The organism is Pantoea phyllosphaerae (genome assembly GCF_051025595.1).
Classification (GTDB): Bacteria; Pseudomonadota; Gammaproteobacteria; order Enterobacterales; family Enterobacteriaceae; genus Pantoea.
The window spans coordinates 70,647-90,631 of the sequence record NZ_JBPFDE010000002.1; the positions used below are offsets into that span (position 1 = coordinate 70,647).

Below are 19,985 nucleotides of genomic sequence, written 5' to 3' on the forward strand. Positions count from 1 at the left end.
TACTCGCTTTTAACCGTCATCAGCGGCTCGGATGATTCACCTCGATGGGACGCAGATCGAACAGCAGCACTTCAGCCTTATCGCCTTCGCTAAAGGTCAGGCTCGCCTCGTAACGCACGCGCGCCCCGTCGCCCGCATTAAACCGCACGCCGTTCACCGTCACGCTGCCGCGCGCCACATGGATATAGGCGTAGCGCGTCTCATCCAGCAGGAAGGTCTGCTGCTCATCGCCATCGAACAGACCGGCGTAAAGGCGCATATCCTGACGCACCGACAGCGCATCCTCCTCACCTTCAGGCGAAACAATCAGGCGCAGCTGACCCCGCTTTTCGCTTTCCGGTACCGAAATCTGCTGATAACCGGGCGGCGTGCCTTTCTCCGCCGGCACAATCCAGATCTGCAGAAAGTGCACGCCTTCGCTTTTCGAATGGTTGAACTCGCTGTGGGTGACGCCGCTGCCCGCACTCATCAGCTGCACGTCGCCGGGGACGATAACCGAACCGGTGCCCATGGAATCTTTGTGCTCCAGCGCCCCTTCCAGCACGTAGGAGAGGATCTCCATGTTGGAGTGCGGATGCGCGCCGAAACCGCGCGAAGCCGCCACCCGGTCGTCGTTGATGACCAGCAGATCGGAGAAGCCGCTCTGTTTCGGATCCCAGTAGTTCGCAAACGAAAAGGTGTGGCGTGAATTCAGCCAGCCGTGGTCGCCATGGCCGCGTTGCTCTGACAGTCGTTGCTCAATCATGGTCTGCTCCTGTGTTGTTAAGGGGGAAGCGCCTGTGCCCTTCCGATGGAACAGACAATACCGTAAACTAAAATCCTCAAAAACTGGCTGAAACAGCAATCACTGTCACAAATAAGTGGACAATATGCAGACGGAAGATCTCCGTATTTACGTTGCCGTGATCCATGCAGGCAATTTCACCGCCGCTGCGGAACAGCTGATGCTCTCCAAGCAGTACGTCAGCCGCCGTATGGCCGCGCTGGAGGCATCGCTTGATGCGCAGCTGCTGATCCGCAACACGCGCAAGCTTTCGGTGACCGAAGCGGGCATGCTGTTCCTGACCCATGCGCAGCGCATTCTCGACGACATCCATGAAGCAGAGCAGGCGATGTCGACCCGACGCCAGGCGCTGCACGGCACCTTCCGCATCAGCATGCCGATGTCGTTCGGCATGAGCCACCTCTCGCCGCTTATCGCCCAGTTTCTGGCGCAGCATCCCGCCCTGCAGTTTCACATTGAGCTGGCGGATCGCTACGTCGATATGATCGGCGAAGGATTCGATATGGCGATTCGCATCGGCGCGCTGGCGGATTCGACCCTGATTGCGCGCCGCCTCGGCGAGCAGCGTCGTCTGATCTGCGCCAGCCCCGCTTACCTCGCGCGCGCGGGCACGCCCGCTACGCCGGACGACCTCGCTCAGCACGCCTGCCTGCGCTACGGCCGGGAAGCCCTGAGCGGCTGGGAGCTCCAGCAGGCGGGCAAAAGCAAGAGCGTGACGGTGCAGGGCCCAATGCTGAGCAATAACGGCGAGGTGCTGCGCGATGCGGCGATCGCCGGGCTGGGGCTGGTGCTGCTGCCGGGATTTATCGTCGAGCCAGCGCTAAAGCGCGGCGAACTGGTGAGCGTGCTGGAGGCGTATCAGCCCGCGCCGCTCTGCCTGAATGCGGTCTATCCGCAGCATCGTCAGCGCAGCGAGGTGAACCGCGTGCTGCTGAACTTTTTGCAGGCGCAGCTGGGAAATAAGGCGGGCTGAGCAGCCCGCCGGAGATTACAGCGCGACGTAAAGGTGCAGCACGCGCACCAGCTGGGTCACGAAGCCATATTCGTTGTCGTACCAGGAGACGGTTTTCACCAGCTGCAGGTCGCCCGCTTCGCTGATCTCCGTCTGGGTCGCATCGAAAATGGAGCCGTAAGGCACGCCGATCACGTCGGTAGAGACAATCTGATCTTCCGTATATTTAAAAGATTCGTTGTTCTCGCAGGCGCGCTTCAGCGCCGCGTTGATCTCATCGACCGTGACCTTCTTGTCCAGAATCGACACCAGCTCGGTGACCGAACCGGTTTTGGTCGGCACGCGCTGCGCATGCCCTTTCAGCTTGCCGGTCAACGCTGGGATCACCAGCCCAATCGCCTTCGCCGCGCCGGTGGTGTGCGGGATAATATTTTCCGCTGCGGCGCGCGAGGCGCGGAAATCTTTGCCGCGCGGCCCATCCACCAGCGCCTGAGTGCCGGTGTAGGCGTGGATAGTGGTCATGGTGCCGACCTTGATGCCGAAATTGTCGTGCAGGGCTTTCGCCATCGGCGCCAGGCAGTTGGTGGTGCAGGAGGCGACGGAGATGATGTTGTCTTCCGCGCTGATGGTGTCGTGGTTGACGTTATAGACGATGGTTTTCATCTCGCCGGCCGGCGCAGAGATCAGCACCTTGCCCGCCCCCGCGTCCAGGTGCGCCCGCGCTTTTTCCGCCGAGGTATAGAAACCGGTGCATTCGATAACCACATCAACGCCCAGCGATCCCCACGGAATGTTCTTCGCCTCTTTCTCGGCGAAAACGGTGATGCTCTTGCCGTTGACCCGCAGCGCGTTGCCATCCACGCTGACATCGCCGTGGAATGCGCCGTAGTTGGAGTCATACTTCAGCAGGTAGGCGAGCATCTCGGGCGAGGTGAGATCGTTGATCGCCACCACCTCCACCGCTTCCTGCTGCTCAAGAATACGTCTTAAAACCAGACGGCCAATCCGTCCAAAACCGTTGATGCCAATCTTCTTCATAATGATCTCCCGATGCCGGTAACACGGCGTGTTGAGGGTAAATAGCGGGTGAATCTGCGCATCAAACCATTACTGCATAACAACATTGCACTGCGGTGAAGCAGGAGAGTATAGCCCGAGCAAGATTGCGGAATTTGTCAGCAAGAGGCGCGAAGAGAAACGCGGCAGGCAGAAAAAAACCGCCGCAGGCGGTTTAATCCTTGAAGCGTTTACGTCTGAACATGGCGTTCTGTTTACTGCGGTTCACCTTTCGTCTGGCGTAGGCCATGATGGTCGTCCAGTTGGGATCGGCGGTGTTTTTCATATAGTAGCTCAAGGCATCCGCCAGCTCGCTCCAGGCTTGCACCTGCTGCTGCGCGTCGCTGGTCAGCGCGGTTTTAAGCGTATCGATCAGCCCGTCAACCTTCTTTTTCACATCCGGCAATTTTTCGCCTGTCTGGTACCCTGCTGCAATGCGTCTTAATTCAAGCGCATAACGATCGACATCGACCTCTGTTATATACAAACCTACCTCTGCTCTTTCTGGCATGGTCCATAAGCATAGCGGTTACAGCCGGTTGCGTTACGCAAAAACGGCAGAAATCTTTCTGCCGTTTTGCTGACGCGCTGCTGCAGCTTCAGATCGTACGGAATACCGCGACCATGTGACGCAGTTGCCCAGCGCGTTCAGCCAAATCGTCCGCCGAAACCGCCGACTGCTCCACCAGCACCGCATTCTGCTGAGTCACCTGATCCATCTGATTAACCGCGATATTCACCTGCGAAACGCCGCTGCTCTGCTCTGCCGACGACGCGGAGATATCACGGATCAGCTGCGAGGTCTGTTCGATGGCGCTCAGGCTCTGCTTCACTTTTTCGCCCGCGCTTTGCGCCATGTTCATCCCTTCCTGCGCCTGGCCGACCGACTGCTCAATCAGGCTTTTGATCTCCTTCGCCGCGCTGGCCGAACGCTGCGCCAGCGCGCGCACCTCCGTGGCGACCACCGCGAAGCCCTTGCCCGACTCGCCGGCGCGGGCGGCTTCTACCGCGGCGTTGAGCGCCAGGATATTGGTCTGAAAGGCGATGCTGTCGATAACTGAGGTAATCTCTTCAATCTGACCGGAGCTGCCGCGGATTTTGCGCATCGACTCCATAACCGAATCCATCGCCTCGCCGCTCATCAGGGCCGCCTGGGTGGCGGAAACCGCTTTATCCGACGCGTAGCGGGTATTGTCAGCGTTCTGCTGAATAATTGAAGCCAGCTGTTCCATGCTGGCTGCCGTTTGCGCCAGCGACGCGGCCTGCTCTTCAGTGCGGGAAGAGAGATCGCCATTGCCCTGAGCTATCTCTTCGGAAGAGGTCGCGATGGTGGCCGCATGGCTTTTGATATCGGAAACCAGACGGGCAAGGTGCTGCTGCATCTTCATCAGAGCGTGCAGCAGCTCAGCCATTTCGTTGCTGCCGCCAATGTGCAGCGTCGAGGTCAGATCGCCAGCCGCCACCTGGCTGGCGAGGCGAACGGCCGCCTGCAGAGGACGCGTCACCGAACGGCTGATCAGCAGCGCCATGAGAATCGCCACCAGCGCAACCGCCAGCAGACCAGCCAGCAGCATAAATTGCGCATGGCGACGCGTATCGATCTGCTTTTGCAGCATCTGCGTCAGGCGGTCGCTGTTCTGCTCGCCGAGCGCGCTGAACTGGTTGATGGCGTGAGTAAAGGTCTGGACATATTCGACCGGCGCGACGCTAGCGCTTCTGCTGACAAAAATGCGCTCGGCCAGCTGCAGGGCGTCGAGCGCCTGGCGCTCCGCCTCCTGCGCGACGGCGCTGAAATCTGCAGTCAGCGCCGGTTCAATAGCGTAGGCCTTTTGCAGGTTGCCATTAAACTGTTCCAGCGCCGTTTTCCCCGTCTCTACCTGAAAAGACATGCGGCTGTAATCGCTTTCAGAGAGGGTGCCAGAACCCAGCAGGGAGGCGCCGGCCGCCCGGATCTGCCCCAGCGTCTCAGTGAGCTGCGGCAGTCGGTTAAAAATGCTGGTGATCAGCTGATAGGTATTCAAATCGCTATCAAGCGACATGCCGTAATAGTCCAGCACGTCAAGATTGGCGCTCAGCATGATCTGGATAAGTTGCGCATGCGCGGTCAGGCTGTCGGCGAACGAGAGCGAGCCGCTGTTGATGCTGCTCTGCAGCTGCGTCCACGCCTGTGTCATCTTATCAAGACGCTGCAGCGGCTGCGCGCTGGCATCCTGCTGGCGTAGCGCCGACTGAATTGTCTCAGACAGGCTGTTGATCTCGGCTACCAGCGCCATGCGCGGCGGGTTATCGGGCTTTTTCTGCGCAATAGCGATGGCGGTTTCCGCGCGATGCCGCTGGAGCAGATTCAGCAGCTTTAGCATCTGTTTTTCCACCGGGACGCCGATCAGCTCACGCTGCTTGGCGTCGATAAGCTGATTTCCGCTCTGAATAAAGAGCGTTGTCGGTAAAACAAACAAAATCAGGGCGAATAAGCCGAGGATAAGAAATTTAACGGGCAGGTTAATTTTATCGAGCAGGTTTTTCATCATTTCCATCCGGGTAAGTCTGACTGTGGACACGGGTAATAAGTAAAAAATAGCCGGGCTAATTTTTTAATCGGCAATCAGGCTGAACTGCTAATACTTTGCGACGCCTTCTTTTAGAAACGCACGGCAAAACAAGTGGCGAAAAGGGAGTATAGATTGCTAACGGTGATTTACCACTGAATATACAGACGATATTTATTGCATGATGCAACTAAGCCAAACCAGTTATTTGACATAAAAAACAATGACTTATGATTTTTTGCCTGCCCGCAACTTGTGCCTCATTAAGCCAGGCTGGAGGATAAGGTTTTATTAGTGTTTAAAACTAAAGTTTAACGCGCGCATGCCGATACTCCGGCGCCAGCGTTTATTTTCAGCCAAAAATGATAAAAAGAAACATCACAAAATTGTGCCCGCCGGGCTCAATTAATAAAAATTTACTTTGCCATAATATTGTTTTTTTGCAGGGCGGCGTTTATGTTTTAAACATACTGCTTAACAGAGCGCCGTTTTTACAGAAATAAAAAGGGTGAAAACAGGTGGCGCTTTCGGCTGAAAACCTGTTTAACCTGCCGGTGCCGCTTCGCGGCAAGAAATTACGGGCTCAGTTTGCTGCGCGCGAGCCACGCCTTCCAGCGATTTTCCACAAGGTGGTAGCGATAGCCTCTGAAGCTGTCTCGTCTGAGCCAGCGCTCCTCAAAAAACGCATCGCTGCGGATCCAGCGCTCAAACAGCTGGCGTTCGGCCTCTTCGTTCATTGTCACCTCATCTTGCTTGCTGTTTCTCGCTTCGGTTATATCAAGTATAGACGACTGGCACCTCCCGCTGCGCTTATTGCACACCTGCCGCCATCGTTGTGTAGAGCACCCTGCTTTTCTCAGCGGTTTGTCTGCCAGACGCACCAGGGGTTAACGCCAACTCAGGCGCAACCCCCCGGAAAAGCGGTAATTATTCTGTGATTACCTTCACGAAGTAACGTTTCAGAAATCCTGTACAGCCGATTGATAAGCGTACAGAAGTGCCATTTAATCTAATTATTATGAACAGATTAGACACGCCATATTTAACCCGACTATTAATCCTTTCCATGAATTAAATCCCGCCTCCGCTGCGCATTATTGAAATATTGCGCTACTGATTTCATAATTTATTCGTCTCTGAAGAGTTTTCACTGGGCGGGGTGCAATATGTTTCAACGACGCGGTGGTCCAGGCAACGTTACGGAAACCCCGGAAAGAGCGCGCGGGGCGGGGCGAAAAGGCGCTCAGCCGGGCAGTGGCAACGTGACAAGCTGCCGTGAACGTGTGGTTGAAGCGGGTCGAACAGGCGGCAAAATTAGTCGTCGGCCCTCATCAGAAAAAACTGCGCAATAAATGATTGAGATCTGTTTAACCTTAGTAAAAGCGATTTTTTACTTTGCCCTCAACATTAAGAAAATTACTGATTGATGATCGACTATTAAGGATGATTTTTTGACGCTTATTCAACGGAATCTTTTTTCCTCACCATGGAACCTTTCATGTAAGCCTCCCAAATATTATCGGCGACCGAAAATAAGCGAATAAACACATCTTTGTTATCAGTTATCTTTTTTTAAACTCCTGCCTCTCCTGGTACGGGCTTTTCTTTGTCCTTTTGTCGTATCGTCTCGCACCGCCCTATCCAGTCGCTGCCTGCACTTTCGTGAGCGCCCTCGCAAAACACACTTTTGTTCCGCCGCCCCTCTTGTATAAAAAAATCGCAGGCGTATAAAAATACCACTTCACGAAATTTTGTAAAAAAAGAAAGTACTTCACAAATGGTTAAGGACCTCACATGTCGGAATTAAAATTCGCAACACGCCTGAACTCCTTTGCCTCTGGCGCACATCGCTACTGGCCGAATTTACAGGGCAAGCCCTCGGTGCTGCAGATGATTGCTCGTGCCGGAACCGTTAATGGCCTGACGCACCTTGACCTGAACTACCCGCAGCATATTACACAGGACATCCCGTCGATGCGTCGGGCAATCGCTGACGCCGGGTTAGCGGTCAACGGCATGCAAATGCGCTGGGATGCGCCGCAGTTCAAAATCGGCGCCTTTACCCACCCTGACGCCGCAGTGCGCCGCGAGGCGATTGAATTAACCAAGCGCGGCATCGACGCTGGGCGCGAATTCGGCGCCAGCCTGATGACGCTGTGGATGGGGCAGGATGGTTTCGACTACTGCTTCCAGGCCGATTACAAAAAAATATGGGAAGACGCGGTAAGCGCGGTGCGCGAAGTCGCCGACTATGCGCCGGACATCGACGTCAGCATTGAATATAAGCCTAACGAGCCGCGCGCCTTCAGCATCTTTCCTAACGTCACGACCTGCCTGCTGGCGGTAGAGGAAGCCGGAAGCCCTAATCTCGGCATTACGCTGGATTTCGCTCACGTGCTGTTCGCCAACGAGATTCCTGCCTATGCGGCAGCGATGGTCGCGCGTCGCTCTCGCCTTTTGGGACTGGATCTCAATGACGGCTGGGGCAAGCGTGACGACGGTCTGATGGCGGGCTCGGTGAATCCGCGCGCCACGCTGGAATTTCTCTGGCAGATGCAGCGTGACGGCTATCAGGGCGCCTACTATTTCGACACCTTCCCGGACGCCAGCGGACTCGATCCAGTGCGTGAAGCCGAAACCAATATCACCACGGTCACCCGTCTGCTGAAACTGTGTGAGCAGCTCAACGACAACGCCGCGCTGTTCGACGCTATCGGCCGTCAGGATGCGGTCACCTCTCAGCAGATCGTCAACGACATTATGCTCGCCAGATAACCGCTGACGCACGCTTGCACCAGGACCTCCCTACTACGAGAACGCAGGATAATAACATGAAAAAACTCTTACTCTCTGTACTCGCCTCTTCGCTGTTCTGCAGCAGCCTGTATGCCGCCGAACTGGCGCCGCTGCAGTCCGACACCGAACCCGATCGCACCGACTGGACCCAGCTCGACAGCAAATATGGCGCGCTGCCTAAAGTGGACAGTAAGCTGAAAATTGGCGGCGTGTCGAAAACCCTGACCAATGAGTACTGGCGTTCTCTCGGCGAGGGCTACCAGAACGCGGCAAAAAAATATGGCTTTACCGTCGCCTATCAGGCCGCCGCTAACGAAGACGATCAGCTTGGCCAGCTCTCTATTGCAGAAACGCTAATCTCGCAGGGGTTTAACGGTCTGCTGGTGTCGCCGCAGACCGATATCAACCTTGAGCCAGCGCTGGAAAGCGCCAACGGCAAGAATATTCCGGTAGTTAACGTTAACGACGCGGTGATGCCGAACGCGCGCTATTACGTTGGCAACGTGCAGAAAGATAACGGCGTACGCGTCGCCAAATGGTTCATTCAACACTATCCGCAGGGCGGCAAAGTGGCGGTGATCGAAGGTCAGCCTGGCGTTTATGCCGCAGGCCAGCGCACGCGCGGTTTTAAAGAGACGCTGCAGGCGAACGGTAAATTTAATATCGTCGCCAGCGTGCCTGCCAACTGGAGCCGCGAACAGGCGTTTAACGCCGCATCGACCATTTTGCAGCAGCATCCCGATCTCATCGGTTTCTATGCCAACAACGACACCATGGCGCTCGGCGTGGTAGAGGCGGTGCGCTCACTGAACAAGGCCGATCAGACCAAAATCTTTGGTACCGATGGTATCTCCGACGCCTACGCCTCAATTAAGCGCGGCGAGCTGACCGGCACGGTTGACAGCTTCCCGGTGCTGACCGGCGAGGTGGCGATGGACGTAATGCTGCGGCTTGTCAACGGGCAGAAGCTATCGCGCGTAATTTCAACGCCGCAGGCGCTGATCACCAAAGAAAACGTCGAGGCATTTTCCACCAAAGACAACGACAAGTTGCGTCAGCTGTTAACCCAGCAGTAATGCAGGCGGAGGGGATATGGAAGAGTATCGCTTAACGATGCGTGGCATCAGCAAAACCTATGGCAGCGCTGCCGCTTTACAAAATGTCGACTTTTCCGTGAAGCCGGGTGAAGTGCATGCGCTGATTGGTGAGAACGGCGCGGGCAAGTCGACGCTGCTGAATATCCTCTCCGGCGTGCGGCCGGCGGACAGTGGCGAGATCAGCGTCAATGGCGCGGCGGTGCAGATGAAAAATCCGCTCAGCGCGCGTCAGGCCGGTATCGCCATGATTCATCAGGAGCTACAGCACGTGCCGGAGCTCTCCGTGGCGCAGAATATGTTCCTCGGGCGGCCGCTAACCCGGGCGGGTGGCCTGTGGGTCGATAAGAAGTCGCAGCTGGCGCGCGCGGCGCTGCTGCTTAAACAGCTCGATCCCACTATCGATCCCGCCGCGCCGATCAAAAGCCTTAAGGTGTCTCAGCAGCAGATTGTTGAAATCGCGCGCGCGCTGCTGGATGACGCGAAAATCATCGCGATGGATGAGCCGACTTCAAGCCTGACGCCGCGTGAGTTCGATCGCCTCGCCGAGCTGATCGCCGACCTGAAAGCCATGGGCGTCTCGCTGATTTACGTCTCTCACAAGATGAATGAGATTTTTCGCGTCTGCGATCGCGCCACTATTATGCGGGACGGTCGCCAGGTTGGCGTAGTGAATATCTGCGACGAGAACGAAGAGAGCATCGTTGCGCGCATGGTTGGACGCAAAATCGAAAAGCTCGCCCACAACGCCTGGGTAACTGAGCGAGAAGTATTAAGGGTAGAGAATCTGGCGCGCGGCAGCGAAATATCGCCTGCCAGCTTTAGCGTTCGGGCTGGCGAAGTGCTGGGCATCGCCGGGCTGGTCGGCGCGGGACGCACCGAGCTGCTGAAGCTAATTGCCGGCCTCGACAAACGCAGCAGCGGTAGCGTGTTTGTCAACGGACAGCCGGTGCGCAACCACAACGTCAGCGCGGCGATCCGCGCCGGGATCGGCCTGGTGCCAGAAGATCGCAAAAAAGAGGGCATCATTAAAGCGCGTGCGGTGAAGATGAATATGGCGCTGCCTTCACTGCGCCAGTTCACCCGCGCCTGGATTGTCAGTAGGCAGAAACTGAACCAGGCGGCGCAAGAGGTAATGAGCGATCTGAAACTGCGTCCGCTTGATATAGAAAAAACCATCGGCACCCTGAGTGGCGGCAATCAGCAAAAAGTCATTATCGGTCGCTGGGTCGCGGCAGACGCCAACGTCTTTTTATTTGATGAGCCGACGCGCGGCATCGATATCGGCGCCAAATCGGAAATTTATAACCTGATTGAAAAACTGGCACAGGCTGGTAAAGCGATCGTCGTGGTGTCCTCGGAAATGACGGAAATTATCCGTATCTCAGACCGTGTGCTGGTGATGCGCGAAGGTAAAATTACGAAGGAATTGACCGACGACGCTATCACAGAAGAGAACATCGCCCGCTACGCCATTAACGATTTGGAATCCGTTTAACCTTTTCACCTGCTGAGTTAAAAAAAGGCCCTGACTATGATGACGCAAACCACCCAACGCGCGACGACGCCCGTGTCGTCGCTGTTAAAGTTTAATCTGCGCGACGCAGGCACCTTAATTGGACTGCTGATAATAATTATCACCTTCTCCTTTTTGTCCCCGGTATTTTTTACCCTGCCGAACCTGCTGAATATTCTGCAGCAGTCTTCAATTAATGCCTTAATTGCACTGGGCATGACGCTGGTGATTATTTCCGGCGGTATTGATCTCTCGGTCGGGCCAACGGCGGCGCTCTCAGCGGTGCTGGGTGCCACCCTCATGATCTCAGGCGTGCCGGTGCCAATGGCGATTCTCGCTACGCTGGGCATCGGCGCGCTGTGCGGCCTGTTCAGCGGATCGCTTATCGCTTACGCGGGTCTTCAGCCTTTTATCGTCACGCTCGGCGGCCTGTCGCTGTTCCGCGCCATCGCACTGATTTACACCGGCGGCAGCCCGGTATTCGGTATCCCGCTGTCGTTTCGCAGCCTGATTAACAGCACGCTGTTCGGCATTCCTGTACCTATTGTCATCGTCGCGCTTCTCGCGCTCACGCTGTGGATAGTCATGAATAAAACGCCGCTGGGTGAATATATTCTCGCTATCGGCGGTAATGAAGAGGCAGCACGCGTTGCGGGCGTGCCGGTCAAGCGCACCAAGGTCACGGTCTACGTGATTTCCGGCGTGCTGGCATCGCTGGCCGCGCTGATTCTGATTGGGCGTCTGGGCGCAGCAGAGCCTACCATCGGCAACCTGTGGGAGCTGGACGCAATCGCGGCGGCGGCTATTGGCGGCGCTTCACTGATGGGCGGAAAAGGCAGCATTTTTGGCACGCTCATCGGCGTCATAATTCTCGGCGCGCTACGTAACGGTCTGACGCTGCTTAATATTCAGGCTTTTTATCAATTGCTTGCCACCGGTCTGATTATTATCATAGCGATGTTGATCGACAGAGCGACCCGAGGCAATTAATGAAGCTAGATCCGCGAGCCATTGGCGCTCAAATCCGGATGCGCATTCCACAGCTGACGCCGCTTGAGCGGCGCGTGGTAGAGGCGATCCTTGCACGCACGGACATTAGCGAGCGCACCTCATTGAAAGAGATTGCGCTGGAGAATAATGTTTCCGAGGCGATGGTAGTCAAGATCGCTAAAAAGCTTAACTTCTCCGGATTCCGGGATTTCAGAAGCGGTTTAATTTATTACAACGAATCTGAAGTGGCCGGTCTGCACGCGGAAATCGAACCAGACGACTCGTCGGAACAATTACTCGCGAAGGTATTCAGAACCTCTATCCAGGCGATAGAAGAGACGATGTCGATTCTGGATATTTCTGAATTCAATCGCGCGGCGGATATTATTTTTAAGGCGCGCCATATCGATTTATATGCGGTGGGCGGATCGGCGACGGTGGCGCGCGATCTCTCGCACAAGATGCTGAAGATCGGCATCAAGTCCACCGCCTATGACGACGCCCATATCATGCTGATGTCCGCAGCGGTATTGTCCGACGACGACGTTGTTATCGCTATCAGCCATTCCGGCTCCACGCGCGCCGTGAACGACCCGGTAAAACTGGCAGCGCGCAACGGCGCTAAGGTCATTGCCATCACCAACTACGCCGAGTCGCCAGTGGCGCGCAACGCGCATGTGGTGCTTAATTCAACCTCTCAGGGATCGCATCTGCTTGGGGAAAACGCTGCTTCGCGTATTGCGCAGCTTAATATTCTTGATGCCTTGTTTGTGGCAATTGCCAAAAAAGACCTCAAGCGCGCGGAGCGGAATTTAATGAAGACTCAGCATGCGGTTCAGGATCTTCGGGAATTCTAACCATGAGTAAAATTGTCGTCGTCGGCAGTCTGCATTACGACATCATGCTGGACGCGCCCCATCGCCCGGAAAAGGGCGAGACGGTTATGGGCACCGCCTGTCGCTATAAGTTCGGTGGCAAAGGCGGTAATCAGGCGCTGGCGGCCTCACGCGCTGGCGCAGAGACGCATTTTGTCGGCGCGGTAGGCGCGGACGAGTCGGGCCGGTTTCTGCTCTCCGCTCTGCAGGCGGGCGGCGTCGACATCGCCTACGTGCAGGTGGCGGACGGCATCGCATCTGGTATGAGCGTGGCGATCAGCGATGCGGAAGGCGACTATGGCGCGGTGGTGGTGTCGGGTGCCAACCAGCATATCGCGCCGGACGCGTTGCGCAGCGAGCCGCTGTGGCGCAACGCCGCGATGCTGATCCTACAGAATGAAATCGCCGCCGAAACCAATCTTTTGGCGGCAGCGGCGGCGAAGGCGCGCGGCATTCCCGTTTGCATCAACGCGGCGCCCGCACGGCCGCTGGAACCCGCGCTGGAGGCCTGTATCGATCTGTTGGTGGTCAACGCAGTAGAGGCACGCGACATGTGCGGCGTCGTGGTAGGCGATCTCGCTTCAGCAATGGTAGCCGCCGAGACGCTTGCCCGACGTTTTCGTCAGGTGGTGGTGACCGCTGGCGAACACGGCGTCGCGTTTTGCCAGCAGGGCGCGTCGGCGCTCAGCCAGCCCGCAGAAAAGATTCGGCTGATCAGCACTCATGGCGCTGGCGACTGTTTTACCGGCGTGCTCTGTCGCGCGCTGGCGGCACAGCAGAGTCTCGCTGACGCCGTGCGCATGGCGAACATGGCGGCGGCAAAGCACGTCTCGGCCAGTTAATCCGCCCAAGCGACGCAGGCCGTTACCGGCCTGCGCCCTTCTCTTCTACTCTTGCGGATCGTTGCTGAACCTCCCCACCAGCGAGGCGGCGCCGAGCGCATGGCCTTTTAGCTGCTTCACCAGCTCTTCATGTGTCAGACCCGCCTTAAGCTGTTGAGTCGGCAAATCAGTCGCGATGAAAACAAAGTTATAGTGATGCATCCCGCTGCCAACCGGCGGGCATGGCCCATACCAGGCGTTGGTGCCAGGCGTATTTTTGCCGCCGGTATAACCTTTGCCTTTGGTGAGATCGCCCTGGGCGAAGGCGGTGGTGGCGGCAGGGATGTTGTAGGCCACCATGTGGGTGACGCCGAGGCCTTTGGCCCCGACGGGATCGGTGACCAGCAGCGCGAAGCTTTTCGTGCCCTGCGGCGCATTCGACCAGCTCAGCGCAGGCGAGACGTTCTCGCCGGTACAGGCGGGGCTGCTTTTGTTATTGCCAGCGAAGGATTTCGATAAAAAGGCGTTATCCGTAAAATCCTGCGATTGCAGCGCAAACAGCGGCGCGGCAGCGAAACTCGCCGCTGGCAGTGTTGCCAGCAGAAAAGCGCTTGCTAATCTCATGAACTCTCTCCGTTTAAGTGGCTGAACCCTCAGTATGGAAGCCACAGCGGGAACCGGCATAAAAATGAGAACAGAACATAGAGGAAAACCTGAGGGCTCTTTTCACCGCGCAGCGCTTAGCGCCAGGGTCTACGCTTAGGCATTCCCTGCTAACACGGTGATTTCAATCTGATATGTCTGCTAAGGCTGCTGCGCTTTCACGCTTTTCTCCCGCGACTCAAGGCTGGTTCCAGCACGCCTTCGCCGCGCCCACGCCGGTGCAGTCGGCGGCCTGGGAGGCCATCGCCAGCGGCCAGCATGCGCTGGTGATCGCGCCGACCGGCTCGGGTAAAACCCTCGCGGCGTTTTTGCACGCCATTGACGCGCTGTTCCGCGAGCGCGACGCGCAGGCGATGCCGGAGAAAGCCACGCGCACGCGCATTCTCTATATCTCGCCGGTTAAAGCGCTGGCGGCGGATGTGCAGCGCAATCTGCAGCTGCCGCTGGAGGGCGTTTACCAGCAGCGCCACGCGCGCGGCGAAAAGGCGATTACGCTAACGGTGGGCATGCGCTCAGGCGATACCCCCGCGAGTGAACGGGCAAAACTTCAGCGCACGCCGCCCGATATCCTGATCACCACGCCGGAATCGCTGTTTTTAATGCTGACGTCGCGCGCCCGCGAAGCGCTGCGCGGCGTGACGACGCTGATCCTGGATGAGGTGCACGCGGTGGCGGGCGGCAAACGCGGCGCGCAGCTGGCGCTGAGCCTGGAGCGGCTGGATGCGCTGCTGCCTGAGCCGGCGCAGCGCATCGGTCTCTCAGCCACGGTGCGTCCTGTCGAGCGCATCGCGCAGTTTCTCGGCGGCGTGCAGGAAACCCTGATCGTCAACCCGCCCGCTTCGCGCGCGCTGGAGATGCGCATTGCGGTACCGGTCGAGGATATGACCGATATACCAGGACGCCCCGATAGCAGCGGCGCGCCCGACGCCAGCAGCGCGTCAGGCTCCATCTGGCCCCACATCGAACAGCGCATCCTTGAGCTGGTGCTGGCGCGCCGCGCCACCATCGTATTCGCCAACTCTCGCGGCCTGGCGGAGAAGCTGACGGCGCGGCTAAATGAACGCTACGCCGCCAGCCTCAGCGATGCCGAGGCGCTGGCGCAGCCCGCCCACGCCTGGGACTCGTTTAACGGCGGCACCGGGCAACGCAGCGACGGCGCGTCAGCCACCCTCGCCCGCTCGCATCACGGCTCGGTCTCGAAAGAGCAGCGACGTGACATCGAAGACGCCCTTAAAGCTGGCGAGCTGCGCTGCGTCGTTGCCACCTCAAGTCTGGAGCTGGGTATCGATATGGGAACGGTCGACCTGGTGATCCAGGTCGGCGCGCCGCCGTCGGTCGCCAGCGCGCTACAGCGCGTCGGCCGCGCCAGCCATCAGGTTGGGGGCACCTCCAGCGGCATCGTCTTTCCGCGCACGCGGCGCGATCTGATCGACGCCGCCGTGATTGTGCAGTGTATGCTGAGCGGCGAACTGGAGCCGGTTGCGCCGCCGCAGAATCCGCTCGACGTGCTGGCGCAGCAGACGGTCGCCGCCGTAGCGATGGATACTCTCTCAGTGGATGCGTGGTTCGCCGTTGTGCGCCGCGCCGATCCGTTTCGCAACCTGCCGCGCAGCCTGTTTGACGCCACGCTGGATATGCTGGCGGGCAAATATCCCTCCGATGAATTCGCCCAGTTTCGTCCGCGCCTGATATGGGATCGCGACGCGAATCTGCTGACGCCTCGTCCCGGCGCGCAACACCTTGCCGTCACCAGCGGCGGCACCATTCCCGACCGAGGATCCTTCAGCGTCATGCTGCCTGAGGGCGAAGAGCAGGCGGGATCGCGCCGGGTCGGCGAGCTGGATGAAGAGATGGTATACGAATCGCGGGTAAACGACATTATCACGCTCGGCGCCACCTCCTGGCGCATTCAGCAGATCACCCACGATCAGGTGGTGGTGGTGCCCGCGCCCGGCCGCTCGGCGCGTCTTCCCTTCTGGCGCGGCGACGGGCTGGGGCGATCGGCGCTGCTGGGCGAAAGTATCGGCCGCTTTTTACGCAGGCTGGACAGGGAGCAGCAGTCTGGCGAGGTTAGCCAGATGCCGGGGCTCGACGCCAGCGCGCAGCACAATCTTCACGCGCTGATAGCGGAACAGCGCGAGGCGACAGGTCTGCTGCCGACCGACGCCACGCTGCTGATCGAGCGCTGCCGCGATGAGACCGGCGACTGGCGCGTTATTCTCCATTCGCCGTGGGGCCAGCGCGTGCACGCGGCCTGGGCGCTGGCGGTCGCGGCGCGCATACGCCGCAGGATGGGCCTGGATCCCTCTGTCGTGGCGAGCGATGACGGCATTGTGGCGCGCTTTCCCGATATGGAGGGGCGCGTGCCGGGCGCCGAGCTGTTTCAGTTCGACGCCGACGCCCTGCCGCGCGAGGTGGCCGACGCCATCGCGCATTCAGCGCTGTTTGCCGCGCGTTTCCGCGAATGCGCGGCCCGCGCCCTGCTGCTGCCGCGCCGAAATCCTGGCAAACGATCGCCGCTCTGGCAGCAGCGGCTGCGCGCCGGTGAGCTGCTGGCGGTAGCGCGCGACTACGCCGACTTTCCCATTCTGATCGAGACGGCGCGCGAGTGTCTGCAGGATGTGTACGACCTGCCCGCGCTGCATGCGCTGATGGCGCGCATTCAGAACGGCAGCGTACAGTTTGCCGAGGTGACCACCGAAGCGCCGTCGCCTTTTGCCGCGCCCTTGCTGTTCGGTTACGTGGCAGAGTTTATTTATGCCAGCGATGCACCGCTGGCGGAGCGGCGCGCCTCGCTGCTGGCGCTCGACAGCGGCCTGCTGAGCGAGCTGCTTGGCCAGGCGGACATGCGCGAACTGCTGGACGCCGGGGTCACGGCCCAGGTGGCGAAAGAGCTGCAGCGCCTCGCCGCGCGCTACAGGGTGAGCGACAAAGAGGGGGTCGCCGACCTGCTGCGCGAGCTGGGGCCGCTGAGCGCAGCGGCGCTGGCCGCCCGCTTCGACGGCGACGCACCCGAGCACGCCATCGCTGAGCTGGTGGCGGCGCATCGCGCCATCGCCGTCACCATTGCTGGCGAACAGCGCTGGGCGGCGATTGAAGACGCCGCGCGCCTGCGCGACGCGCTGGGCGTCACGCTACCGGCAGATATTCCCGCCGCCTTTTTACAGCCAGCCGCCGATCCGCTGCGCGATTTGTTCGGCCGATATGCCCGCACCCATCCCCCCTTTACCACCGACGCGCTGGCGCGTCATTTTGGGCTGGGCCCGGCGGTGGTCAGCGAAACGCTGGAGCGCCTGCGCGCGCAGGGCAAACTGCTGAAGGGCGATTTTGGCGATCCCGCAGAAGAGCGCGCGACCGGCTGGGGCGATGCGTGGGTGGCCGAAGAGGTTTTCAGACGCCTGCGCGTTCGCTCTTTGCAGGTCGCGCGCGAGGCGACGCGCCCGGTGCCGCCAGAAGCCTGGGTATCGCTGCTGCTGGAGCGACAGGGGTTAAGCGGCGAGGCAGCGCGTTCGCCTGTCGCGCAGGGGAGTTACGAAGGGGTGAACGGCGTGGCGCGCGTGGTGGAGCAGCTTGCCGGGCTGGCGCTACCTGCGTCGATCTGGCAGTCGCAAATCCTGCCGTCGCGCGTGCACGACTATCAGCCCGCGATGCTGGACGAGCTGCTGTCGGCGGGCGAGGTTATCTGGGCAGGCGAGCGCTCGCTGGGCCACAACGACGGCCTGGTGTCGCTGCACCTGCGCGAGTTTACGGCGGAAACGCTGCTGCCGCTGCCGCAGAACAGTGACGCGCTGCGTCTGACGCCGCTGCACGAGGCTATTCTGGGGCAGCTCGATGATGGCGGCGCATGGTTCGCGCACCAGATCGCCGCCGCGGTCGCCGCCGAACAGCCCGTCGATGAGGCGCAGATCCAGAGCGCGCTGTGGGATTTAGCGTGGGCTGGCTATGTCACATCGGATACCTGGGCGGCACTGCGCCAGCTGACCGGCATGGCGAACAGCGCGCGGTCAAAACCGACCCGTTCACTGCGCACGCGACGCGGCCGCCTCAGCCTGCCGCTGGGACGCCCCGCCACGCTCGCCCTGCCCGGCCGCTGGTCGCGCCTTTATCGTTCGGTCGCGCCGCCAGCCCAGCTGGCGCTGGCAATGGCCGAGAATATGCTGGACCGCTGGGGCGTGGTGACGCGCAGCGCGGCAATGGCGGAGCAGGTACCGGGCGGCTTTCCGACGCTGCAGCCGGTGATGCGCGGGCTGGAGGATGCCGGGCGCGTGCTGCGCGGCCGCTTCGTTGCCGGGCTGGGCGGCGCGCAGTTCGCGGAGAACGCCACCATTGAGCGCCTGCGCGTTATTGCTGAACGCGCCGCGCGCGATCCGCTGGCGGTGGCGCTCTCCGCTGTCGATCCCGCCTCTCCCTTCGGCGTAACGCTGCGCTGGCCCACGCATAGCGCCGCCACGCGTCCGGTTCGCCGCAGCGGCGCGCTGGTAGTGCTCTGTCACGGTCAGCTGGCGCTCTACCTGGCGCAGGGCGGCAAAGAGCTGCTGAGCTATGGCGAAGCGAGCTGGCACGCCGCCGCAATTGCCGCGCTGGCCGTCGCGCTGCGTCGGGAGAGAGCGTCTGGCTTTACGCTGGAAACGATCGACGGCAAACCCGCAGGGCAGTCGCCGCTGATCGACGCGCTGCGCCGCGCGGGCTTTTCACGCGAGCCGAAAGGGTATGGCTGGTATGGGTAAAGGGTGACAGTCGCCCCGTCTCGCGCTGAGCTTACCCGCCAATCCCGGTCTACACTCTTCTGTTGTCTTGTTGTCAAACCCCAGGGAGAAAAGCATGTCAAAGAAAGCACTTATCGCCGGGATCAGCGGCGTGATCGGCACCGCAACGGCGGAGCGCCTGCTGGCGGATGGCTGGGAAGTCTACGGACTGTCGCGCGGACGCACGCCGGTGCCGCAGGGCTGCCACGCACTGACCGCTGATTTAACGTCGGCGGACTCGGTAAAAGACGCGCTGAAAGATCTCCAGCCTGACGCGCTTTTCTTCAGCGTCTGGGCGCGCCAGGAAACGGAAAAAGAGAACATCCGCGTGAACGGCGGAATGGTGCGCAACGTAATCGAGGCGCTGGGTGAGCGTCTTAACGGCAGCCATGTTGCGCTGGTGACCGGCCTTAAGCACTATCTCGGCCCGTTCGACGCCTATGGCAAAGGCGCGGTGCCGATGACGCCGTTTCGTGAAGAGCAGGGACGCCAGCCGGTCGATAATTTCTATTACGCGCAGGAAGATGAACTGTTCGCCGGCGCGGAGAAATATGGCTATCGCTGGAGCGTGCATCGCCCGCACACCGTGATCGGGTTTGCGCTGGGCAACGCGATGAATATGGGACAGACGCTGGCGGTCTACGCCTCGCTGTGCAAATTCCATAACCTGCCGTTTATCTTCCCCGGCTCGGCGGCGCAGTGGCACGGCGTTACCGACATGAGCAGCGCGACGCTGGTGGCCGAGCAGCTGGAATGGGCGACCCAGGCGCCAGGCGCGCAAAACGAAGATTTCAACACCGTAAACGGCGATGTGTTCCGCTGGAAATGGATGTGGGGCGAGATTGCCCGTTACTTTGGCATTGAGGCGCAGCCGATGCCAGATGAAACCCAGCCGCTGGAACAGCGTATGACAGAGGCCGAGGCGCAGTGGAAAGCCGTGGCGCAGCACTACTCGCTACGCGAAGCGGATATCAACCGTCTGGTTTCCTGGTGGCATACCGATGCCGATCTGGGCCGTCCGATGGAGGTTTTCACCGATATGAGCAAGAGCCGCAAAGCGGGCTTTACCGGCTATCACTCTACGCGCGACGATCTCTTCGCGCTGTTTGATCGCCTGAAGCAGGAAAAACTGATCCCGGCATAAGAA

Annotated in this window: 15 protein-coding genes; 9 read left to right on the forward strand and 6 right to left on the reverse strand. The window is 59.5% G+C overall.

The genetic code is table 11. The features are described 5' to 3' along the window. Positions 1 to 19 precede the first annotated feature (19 nt). The gene (locus ACR6A7_RS03545) at positions 20 to 745 is read right to left on the reverse strand and encodes a pirin family protein (protein ID WP_434123411.1); all 726 of its coding nucleotides are present in this window, start codon (positions 743 to 745) and stop codon (positions 20 to 22) included. A 124-nt stretch (positions 746 to 869) separates the two neighbouring features. Here ACR6A7_RS03545 and ACR6A7_RS03550 point away from each other — a divergent pair, with 124 nt between their 5' ends. After that, a complete protein-coding gene (locus ACR6A7_RS03550) occupies positions 870 to 1,757 on the forward strand; it encodes a LysR family transcriptional regulator (RefSeq protein ID WP_434123412.1) in 888 nt (295 codons plus the stop codon). Between the two features lie 15 nt (positions 1,758 to 1,772). On the opposite strand, the gene gap is transcribed toward ACR6A7_RS03550, so the two are convergent. From gap to ACR6A7_RS03570, 4 genes are all read right to left on the reverse strand, one after another. Next, positions 1,773 to 2,774, reverse strand: a complete 1,002-nt coding sequence (gene gap / locus ACR6A7_RS03555; protein WP_434123413.1) for a type I glyceraldehyde-3-phosphate dehydrogenase — start codon at positions 2,772 to 2,774, stop codon at positions 1,773 to 1,775. Between the two features lie 193 nt (positions 2,775 to 2,967). Beyond that, positions 2,968 to 3,303 carry a hypothetical protein gene (locus ACR6A7_RS03560; protein WP_434123414.1) on the reverse strand — a complete coding sequence of 112 codons (336 nt, stop codon included), beginning with the start codon at positions 3,301 to 3,303 and terminating at the stop codon, positions 2,968 to 2,970. 88 nt (positions 3,304 to 3,391) lie between these two features. Further along, positions 3,392 to 5,317 carry a methyl-accepting chemotaxis protein gene (locus ACR6A7_RS03565; protein WP_434123799.1) on the reverse strand — a complete coding sequence of 642 codons (1,926 nt, stop codon included), beginning with the start codon at positions 5,315 to 5,317 and terminating at the stop codon, positions 3,392 to 3,394. A 596-nt stretch (positions 5,318 to 5,913) separates the two neighbouring features. Further along, positions 5,914 to 6,075 carry a hypothetical protein gene (locus ACR6A7_RS03570; RefSeq protein WP_434123415.1) on the reverse strand — a complete coding sequence of 54 codons (162 nt, stop codon included), beginning with the start codon at positions 6,073 to 6,075 and terminating at the stop codon, positions 5,914 to 5,916. A gap of 1,057 nt (positions 6,076 to 7,132) precedes the next feature. Between ACR6A7_RS03570 and ACR6A7_RS03575 the strand changes: the two genes are divergently transcribed. Genes ACR6A7_RS03575 through ACR6A7_RS03600 form a run of 6 tightly spaced genes read left to right on the forward strand, consistent with a single transcriptional unit; the run spans position 7,133 to position 13,451 of the window. Then, the gene (locus tag ACR6A7_RS03575; RefSeq protein ID WP_434123416.1) at positions 7,133 to 8,113 is read left to right on the forward strand and encodes a TIM barrel protein; all 981 of its coding nucleotides are present in this window, start codon (positions 7,133 to 7,135) and stop codon (positions 8,111 to 8,113) included. Between the two features lie 56 nt (positions 8,114 to 8,169). Further along, a complete protein-coding gene (locus tag ACR6A7_RS03580; RefSeq protein ID WP_286868116.1) occupies positions 8,170 to 9,210 on the forward strand; it encodes a sugar ABC transporter substrate-binding protein in 1,041 nt (346 codons plus the stop codon). Positions 9,211 to 9,226: 16 nt separating this feature from the next. After that, positions 9,227 to 10,726 carry a sugar ABC transporter ATP-binding protein gene (locus ACR6A7_RS03585; protein ID WP_434123417.1) on the forward strand — a complete coding sequence of 500 codons (1,500 nt, stop codon included), beginning with the start codon at positions 9,227 to 9,229 and terminating at the stop codon, positions 10,724 to 10,726. 36 nt (positions 10,727 to 10,762) lie between these two features. Then, positions 10,763 to 11,734: an ABC transporter permease gene (locus ACR6A7_RS03590; protein ID WP_434123418.1), complete on the forward strand. Its 972-nt coding sequence runs from the start codon at positions 10,763 to 10,765 to the stop codon at positions 11,732 to 11,734. After that, positions 11,734 to 12,591, forward strand: a complete 858-nt coding sequence (locus ACR6A7_RS03595) for a MurR/RpiR family transcriptional regulator (RefSeq protein ID WP_434123419.1) — start codon at positions 11,734 to 11,736, stop codon at positions 12,589 to 12,591. Before ACR6A7_RS03590 ends, ACR6A7_RS03595 begins: the two co-directional genes overlap by 1 nt. 2 nt (positions 12,592 to 12,593) lie before the next feature. Next, the gene (locus ACR6A7_RS03600) at positions 12,594 to 13,451 is read left to right on the forward strand and encodes a ribokinase (RefSeq protein ID WP_434123420.1); all 858 of its coding nucleotides are present in this window, start codon (positions 12,594 to 12,596) and stop codon (positions 13,449 to 13,451) included. A gap of 45 nt (positions 13,452 to 13,496) precedes the next feature. Here the strand turns inward: ACR6A7_RS03600 and ACR6A7_RS03605 are convergent, their stop codons facing one another. Then, entirely contained in the window at positions 13,497 to 14,054 is a 558-nt protein-coding gene (locus tag ACR6A7_RS03605; RefSeq protein ID WP_434123422.1) for a YbhB/YbcL family Raf kinase inhibitor-like protein, read from the reverse strand. Between the two features lie 173 nt (positions 14,055 to 14,227). Here ACR6A7_RS03605 and ACR6A7_RS03610 point away from each other — a divergent pair, with 173 nt between their 5' ends. Then, complete coding sequence (locus ACR6A7_RS03610) at positions 14,228 to 18,820, forward strand: ATP-dependent helicase (protein ID WP_434123423.1); 4,593 nt, start codon at positions 14,228 to 14,230, stop codon at positions 18,818 to 18,820. 94 nt (positions 18,821 to 18,914) lie between these two features. Continuing rightward, positions 18,915 to 19,982: an SDR family oxidoreductase gene (locus ACR6A7_RS03615; protein ID WP_434123424.1), complete on the forward strand. Its 1,068-nt coding sequence runs from the start codon at positions 18,915 to 18,917 to the stop codon at positions 19,980 to 19,982. Positions 19,983 to 19,985 lie beyond the last annotated feature (3 nt).

Coding starts and splice junctions, on each gene's coding strand:
- ACR6A7_RS03545 (WP_434123411.1), bottom strand. CDS start 745: ATGATTGAGCAACGACTGTCAGAGCAACGCGGCCATGGCGACCACGGC.
- ACR6A7_RS03550 (WP_434123412.1), top strand. CDS start 870: ATGCAGACGGAAGATCTCCGTATTTACGTTGCCGTGATCCATGCAGGC.
- gap (WP_434123413.1), bottom strand. CDS start 2,774: ATGAAGAAGATTGGCATCAACGGTTTTGGACGGATTGGCCGTCTGGTT.
- ACR6A7_RS03560 (WP_434123414.1), bottom strand. CDS start 3,303: ATGCCAGAAAGAGCAGAGGTAGGTTTGTATATAACAGAGGTCGATGTC.
- ACR6A7_RS03565 (WP_434123799.1), bottom strand. CDS start 5,317: ATGAAAAACCTGCTCGATAAAATTAACCTGCCCGTTAAATTTCTTATC.
- ACR6A7_RS03570 (WP_434123415.1), bottom strand. CDS start 6,075: ATGAACGAAGAGGCCGAACGCCAGCTGTTTGAGCGCTGGATCCGCAGC.
- ACR6A7_RS03575 (WP_434123416.1), top strand. CDS start 7,133: ATGTCGGAATTAAAATTCGCAACACGCCTGAACTCCTTTGCCTCTGGC.
- ACR6A7_RS03580 (WP_286868116.1), top strand. CDS start 8,170: ATGAAAAAACTCTTACTCTCTGTACTCGCCTCTTCGCTGTTCTGCAGC.
- ACR6A7_RS03585 (WP_434123417.1), top strand. CDS start 9,227: ATGGAAGAGTATCGCTTAACGATGCGTGGCATCAGCAAAACCTATGGC.
- ACR6A7_RS03590 (WP_434123418.1), top strand. CDS start 10,763: ATGATGACGCAAACCACCCAACGCGCGACGACGCCCGTGTCGTCGCTG.
- ACR6A7_RS03595 (WP_434123419.1), top strand. CDS start 11,734: ATGAAGCTAGATCCGCGAGCCATTGGCGCTCAAATCCGGATGCGCATT.
- ACR6A7_RS03600 (WP_434123420.1), top strand. CDS start 12,594: ATGAGTAAAATTGTCGTCGTCGGCAGTCTGCATTACGACATCATGCTG.
- ACR6A7_RS03605 (WP_434123422.1), bottom strand. CDS start 14,054: ATGAGATTAGCAAGCGCTTTTCTGCTGGCAACACTGCCAGCGGCGAGT.
- ACR6A7_RS03610 (WP_434123423.1), top strand. CDS start 14,228: ATGTCTGCTAAGGCTGCTGCGCTTTCACGCTTTTCTCCCGCGACTCAA.
- ACR6A7_RS03615 (WP_434123424.1), top strand. CDS start 18,915: ATGTCAAAGAAAGCACTTATCGCCGGGATCAGCGGCGTGATCGGCACC.